The sequence below is a fragment of the Chryseobacterium sp. genome (genome assembly GCF_022712095.1).
In the GTDB taxonomy this organism is placed as follows: Bacteria; Bacteroidota; Bacteroidia; order Flavobacteriales; family Weeksellaceae; genus Chryseobacterium.
In genome coordinates this window covers 1-6,281 of the sequence record NZ_JALAHD010000163.1, presented here as the reverse complement: position 1 = coordinate 6,281, position 6,281 = coordinate 1, and the positions used below count along the sequence as shown (strand labels likewise).

General features: G+C 35.4%; 5 protein-coding genes. All 5 read left to right on the top strand.

Annotated features, from left to right (window positions below):
• Window positions 1-101 precede the first annotated feature (101 nt).
• Window positions 102-668: a hypothetical protein gene (locus Q0A18_RS08220; RefSeq protein WP_292009668.1), complete on the top strand. Its 567-nt coding sequence runs from the start codon at window positions 102-104 to the stop codon at window positions 666-668.
• A 6-nt stretch (window positions 669-674) separates the two neighbouring features.
• On the top strand, window positions 675-1,469 hold the full coding sequence (locus tag Q0A18_RS08215; protein WP_292009667.1) for a hypothetical protein: 795 nt from the start codon (window positions 675-677) through the stop codon (window positions 1,467-1,469).
• Between the two features lie 134 nt (window positions 1,470-1,603).
• Complete coding sequence (locus tag Q0A18_RS08210; RefSeq protein WP_292009666.1) at window positions 1,604-3,106, top strand: bifunctional GNAT family N-acetyltransferase/carbon-nitrogen hydrolase family protein; 1,503 nt, start codon at window positions 1,604-1,606, stop codon at window positions 3,104-3,106.
• 55 nt (window positions 3,107-3,161) lie between these two features.
• Window positions 3,162-4,814, top strand: a complete 1,653-nt coding sequence (locus Q0A18_RS08205) for an AarF/UbiB family protein (protein WP_292009665.1) — start codon at window positions 3,162-3,164, stop codon at window positions 4,812-4,814.
• Between the two features lie 56 nt (window positions 4,815-4,870).
• Window positions 4,871-6,223 carry a DEAD/DEAH box helicase gene (locus Q0A18_RS08200; protein ID WP_292009664.1) on the top strand — a complete coding sequence of 451 codons (1,353 nt, stop codon included), beginning with the start codon at window positions 4,871-4,873 and terminating at the stop codon, window positions 6,221-6,223.
• Window positions 6,224-6,281 lie beyond the last annotated feature (58 nt).

Sequence of the window (6,281 nt, the reverse complement as noted above, 5' to 3'; positions counted from 1 at the left end):
CTCCTATCCAACTCTCAAAACTATTGAATCAGCATTGAAATTGATCAGGTTTCTTATAAGGAATCAGGTATTGGTAATACACACTATTAAAAAAATATATTATGAAGCAATTAATATGCTCTGTGATGATCCTGTTCACTTCTGTGATGCAAGGACAGGTTGGTATAAACACCAATACACCTGATAAAAGCTCTATTGTAGAAATGTCGGCTAAAGATAAAGGCCTTCTTATTCCAAGATTGACAAAGCAGGAAAGAGCCGCGATTATTGAACCTGCGAATGGACTTTTAGTATATGATACAGACCGCCAGTGTTTGAGTCAGAATATAGGAATGCCTGCTTCTCCTGAGTGGACCTGTTTAGGAAATAATACCCGTTCATTTTATATGCCGTCAATGGTAGTGGATACTCAGGCCGGTACAGGTAAAACTATAGATCTTTATACAATATATAAACAGCAATTTGAAGCTCCTATGGCTAAAAGCAATAGTGCTCCGGCCTCTATTCCTTATTATAATTCTCCTGATGACCTTTATTATTATGTAAGTTATTATGATAATACAGTAATCAATATTACCGGTATTTCAGATACCGGAGTTCTTACTTACGATGTAGTGGGAGCTCCTTCCGATTTTTCTTATATGAATATTGTTTTTGTTATTAAATAGTATAAGATGAGAATACAGGTAATAGCAATATTATTGTGGGGGTTGGCACCATTTTCTTATGCTCAGACATGTGGGTGTCCTGCTGGATCTGTAATAGTTGATAACCTAAGTAACTTGCCGAGCAGTACAGTAACGAATACAACCTATTGTGTTAATCAGACTATTGATTTCGGTTCCAATACTTTAACAATTGCTCCTACCAATAGTTTATACATTGTAAATGGAGCTATTATTAAAGGGACAGGAACCTTTATACATCAGGGAGATTTACTGAAGATATGTAACCGTTCGGGAATTATTCTTAACGGAGCCGCGACTTTTGGCTTATACGGAAGTGGAAAGAATACTACAGTAGAAATGGAAGCCTCTTCCTATTTTTCAGTAAAAGGTGCTTTTTCTCTTCTTGATCCTTCTTTTGGTATGCCTTCAGGAAAAACATACTTTATCATGAAAGATAAATCAGTGATAGAAATTTGTGGGACTTACAGTTCCAATACGATTTCTTCATACCCGATTGTGGAGTACCAGGGAACAGGAAAGAAAAAAGCTTTAGTTATTAATGAATCCCATACTGTTGGAGGAGGAAATGTTTTATCAGAATCCGATAATGTAATTTGGGTGACAATGTCTCAGGTGGACGATTTAGGACCAGGAAATGCTTTGTGGACGGGCCAGAATGCGACACCTTCCAGTCCGAATTGGCCTGCAGATGTAGAAGATGGAGTTTGCGGACAAGCAATGGATCTTTCAGAGCCGGATCCTGTAATGATTGCGAATCCTATGATCCATGTCTACCATTAAATTTGAATCTATTTTTCATAATCTATTTTTATATTTATGTTTGGAGGTCTGCCTGTAAAGGCAGGCTTTCTTTTTTTAATGAAAGTAGACAGACGCGGATAATTTTTTTTATATTTAATGTAAATTTACTTACAATGCAAATAGATACCCGTGTCCTGAATACAAAGGATTATGATGAACTGGTAGAAACAATGAAACGTGCCTATCCTCAAATGTCTGAATCCGTATGGCATAAAAAGAGTATAGATAAATTAATCAAAATATTTCCTCAAGGCCAGATCTGTATTACAGTGGATGGAAAACTGGCGGCTGTTGCACTTTCTATTATCGTTAATTACAATGAATTTGGAGATGAACATACTTACAGCGATATAACTGGGAATTATACCTTTAATACCCATACTTCTACAGGAGATGTATTATACGGAATAGAAGTTTTTGTAGATCCTGAATATCGTGAACTCCGCTTAGGAAGAAGACTGTATGACGCCCGAAAAGAGCTTTGTGAACTTCTTAATTTAAAATCTATCGTATTAGGAGGAAGAATCCCGAATTATCATAAATACAGTCATGAATTGTCTCCAAGGGAATATATCCGGAGAGTGAGGGATAAAGAAATTTATGATCCCGTACTTTCATTCCAGCTTTCCAATAACTTTTTACCCATCAGGATTCTTAAGAAATATCTTCCTGAAGATGAATCCTCAAGAGAAAATGCGGTTCTCCTGCAGTGGAATAATATCTATTACAGTAAAAAACCCAATACAATGCAGGATAGCATCATCCGTTTGGGACTGGTACAATGGCAGATGAGACATTTTAAGAATATTGATGCCTTTTATGAGCAGGTAGAATTCTTTGTAAATGTAATGGGAGACTATAAATCAGATTTTGTATTATTTCCGGAACTCTTTAATACGCCATTATTAGCACCATTTAATAGTCTCTCCGAAAGAGACAGTATGATAGAGCTTGCAAAAAGGACGGAAGAAATAAAAAATAAAATATCAGAGCTGGCTATCAGTTATAATGTCAATATTATTTCCGGAAGTATGCCGGTTTTTGAGAATAATGAACTTTATAATGTGAGCTATTTGCTTCACCGTGATGGAAGGATAGATGAATACCGTAAAATTCATATTACACCTAATGAAAGGAAATATTATGGAATGAAGGGAGGGAATGAAATTAAGGTATTTGATACCGATTGTGGAAAGATAGGACTGGTAATATGCTATGATGTGGAGTTTCCGGAACTTCCCCGGATTCTTGCAGATCAGGGAATGAAAATTCTGTTTGTACCTTATCTTACTGATACCCAGAATGCCTATATGCGTGTACGTCACTGTGCAGCAGCAAGAGCAATTGAAAATGAATGTTATGTGGCTATAGCAGGTTGTGTAGGAAACTTACCGGGAGTAAATAATATGGATATTCAGTTTGGGCAGGCGGCAGTATTTACCCCTTCGGATTTTGCCTTCCCGTCAAATGCAGTCAAAGGGGAAGCAACTCCCAATACGGAAATGACTTTAATTGTAGATGTTGACCTTAATCTATTGAAAGATCTTCATTATCACGGCTCAGTTCAGGTAATGAAGGACAGGAGAAGTGATCTTTATGAAACCTATTTAAAATAGGACATTTAAAGAATTAGGAATACTTTTTGGTTCAACTTTGTATTACTTTTACCTTATGTTTAATAAACAACAAAGAAAACTTAAAAGATCTGCCCGGTTAATCTCTGTATTAAGCAAATACGGATTTAAAGACGTATTGGCAAGGGTCAATGGTAATGGAGGAAATAAGGAAGAAGAATTGGGAAATACTGAAGATATTGTATCCAAGGGAACCGTATACGAAAGAATAAGACTGGCTTTGGAGGAATTAGGACCTACTTTTGTAAAGCTGGGACAAACATTCAGTAACAGGGAGGATCTCCTTCCTCCGGAGATGGTTCAGGAACTTCAGAAACTACAGGATAAAGTAGATACTGTAGATATGAATGTTGAAGAAATTCTGGAGAATGAATTTGATATTTCGGTAAAAGATTATTTCAGATATATTCAGCATTCGCCTCTGGCAACAGCTTCTATTGCACAGGTTTACAAAGGAGAACTCCTTAATGGGGAACCGGTTATCTTAAAGATCAGGAAACCGGATGTGCAGGAAGTGATAGAAGATGATTTGTTGCTTATTAAAGATCTTGAAAGATTATTATCGGCCTATTCGGATATAGGGGTAAAGCTAAACCTGAGACAGGCTATTTCAACGTTTGAAAAGTCTTTACTCGAAGAAGTCTCTTTAATCAATGAAAAAAATAATATTCAGCAGTTTGTCCTGAATTTTAAAAATAACAGAGAAACCTATGTGCCTAAAATCTATGATGAATTCTCAAACAATAATATATTGTGTATGGAATTTATTGATGGAATAAAAGTGACGGACAAATCTGTTTTGCTTGAAAATAATATCGATCCGGTAAGAATCTCCGAAGTTGGACTGCGTTTATTTGTTTCCCAGATTCTGGATTATGGATTCTTCCATGCAGATCCGCATGCCGGCAATATTCTTGTTAAGAAAGATGGGAAAGTGGTTTTTATAGATTTTGGAGCAGTAGGGAAAATTCAGCCTAATGATAAAGAAATTCTCGAAAATCTTATCGTAAGCTTTGTTGCTAAAAATTCACATAAGATCGTAAGATATCTCAAAAAGATGGCGGTGAGCTATGAGATTCCTGATGAACGAAGATTTGAGGGTGATGTAGAAGATATTTTAAATTTTATACACAGTTCTTCTTTACAGGAAATTAATGTCCAGGTTATCATTAATAAAATGAAAGATATCCTGAAAGATAACCGACTGTACATGCCGGATTATTTTTACTTACTGTTTAAAGGAATCAGCCTAATTGAAGGAGTGGGAAGAAATATTAACCCTGATCTTGATATTGTAAAAAGTCTCAATCCATACACAAAAAAGATTCTGACCAGAAAAATAGATCCCCGGAATCTTCTGAAAACCGGAATGGATAAAGTGATGAATTTTACTGATAATGTAGATGAGATTCCCAGAGAACTCCGTTCCGTATTACAAAAACTGGATGAGAATAAATTTACAATAACCAGTGAGATTAAAAATATTGAAAGGACGAACCAGCTCATAAAATCCAGTATTGTTAATCTTATTTTGGCGATGGTCTTAGGTGCTAATATGATTGCCACAGCAATTGTCTTTGTTTCCGAAGCTCCGCCAAGAGTAGGAGAGATGTCGTTATTGGCTATTCTTGGATTTATATTCTCTGTTTTTCTTATTTTGGTTATTTTGCTCAGAGTAACAAGAAAGTAGAATATTAAAATAAATCCGTAAAGGGGAAAGATTAATTAAATAGTTATCTTTGCACCATGGAAAAACTTACTTTTGCAGATTTTGATCTTCCGGTTAAAATTCTTGATGTTTTGGCGGACTTGGAATTGTTTGAACCTACACCTATTCAGGAAAAGAGCTTAAAACCTATACTTTCCGGAAGAGATGTAATGGGAATCGCCCAGACAGGTACAGGAAAAACATTAGCCTACCTTTTACCCGTTCTTAAAACCTGGAAATACAATAAAAATGGAAATCCGACGGTTTTAATACTGGTTCCAACAAGAGAATTGGTAGTTCAGGTAACAGAGATCCTTGAAAAATTGACCGAAAATATAACTGCAAGAGTAATCGGAGTATATGGAGGGAAAAATATCAATACCCAAAAACTTCTTTTTGACAATGGATGTGATATTCTTGTTGGAACTCCCGGAAGAGTAATGGACCTTTCCATAGATAATGCAATTTCCCTTAAAGAAGTTCAGAAGCTGATTATTGATGAGTTTGATGAAATGTTGAATCTGGGTTTCAGACCACAGCTTACCCATATTTTTGAAATGATGAAAGAGAAAAGACAGAACATTCTTTTCTCAGCAACCATGACGGAAGCATTGGATGAAATATTGAATGAATATTTTGCAAGTCCTGTGGAAGTTTCATTGGCTAAATCCGGAACACCATTAGAGAAGATAGAGCAGACAGCATATAAAGTTCAGAATTTCAATACTAAGATCAATTTACTGGAGCATTTGTTGAAAACAGATGCAGACATGTCGAAAGTGTTGATTTTTAATAATAATAAAAAACATGCGGATCTTCTGTTTACAAAAATTGATGAGCTTTTCCCTGAACAATTCGATGTAATCCATTCCAATAAATCTCAGAACTACCGATTGAAAGCTATGAAGAAGTTTGAGAATGAAGAAATTCGTGGATTAATTACTACAGATGTAATGGCAAGAGGATTGGATATCTCCAATATTACCCATGTCATTAATTTTGAAACACCAGATATTCCGGAACAATATATTCACAGGATAGGTAGAACGGGTAGAGCGGATAAAGATGGTAAGGCCATTACTTTTGTAACAAAGAAAGAAGAAACTTTGGTTTTAGATATAGAATTGCTGATGGATAAAGAGCTGAAGTTTATTAATTTCCCTGAGGAAGTGAAAATCAACCCTAATAAGATTACATCAGAAAAAGATGAAGTAGTCATGAAAAATCCTGCAAAAATAAAATTAAATGAAGGAGGAGGAGCTTTCCATGACAAAAAAGATAAAAATAAAAAAGAAAACTGGGGCGGGCCTTCCAAAAGAAAGGCACCAAAAAAATTTGGAGCCAACAGAGCTCAACAAAAAGCAAAATCAAAATCAAAAAGGAAAAAATAAAAAAAGCTTCATCTCTCAGAAGATGAAGCTTTTTTTTATAAAAAGAGACTGTTTATTT

What these genes read in the sequence shown, in the direction of transcription:
- Q0A18_RS08220 (WP_292009668.1), top strand. Translation starts at nt 102, where the DNA reads ATGAAGCAATTAATATGCTCTGTGATGATCCTGTTCACTTCTGTGATG.
- Q0A18_RS08215 (WP_292009667.1), top strand. Translation starts at nt 675, where the DNA reads ATGAGAATACAGGTAATAGCAATATTATTGTGGGGGTTGGCACCATTT.
- Q0A18_RS08210 (WP_292009666.1), top strand. Translation starts at nt 1,604, where the DNA reads ATGCAAATAGATACCCGTGTCCTGAATACAAAGGATTATGATGAACTG.
- Q0A18_RS08205 (WP_292009665.1), top strand. Translation starts at nt 3,162, where the DNA reads ATGTTTAATAAACAACAAAGAAAACTTAAAAGATCTGCCCGGTTAATC.
- Q0A18_RS08200 (WP_292009664.1), top strand. Translation starts at nt 4,871, where the DNA reads ATGGAAAAACTTACTTTTGCAGATTTTGATCTTCCGGTTAAAATTCTT.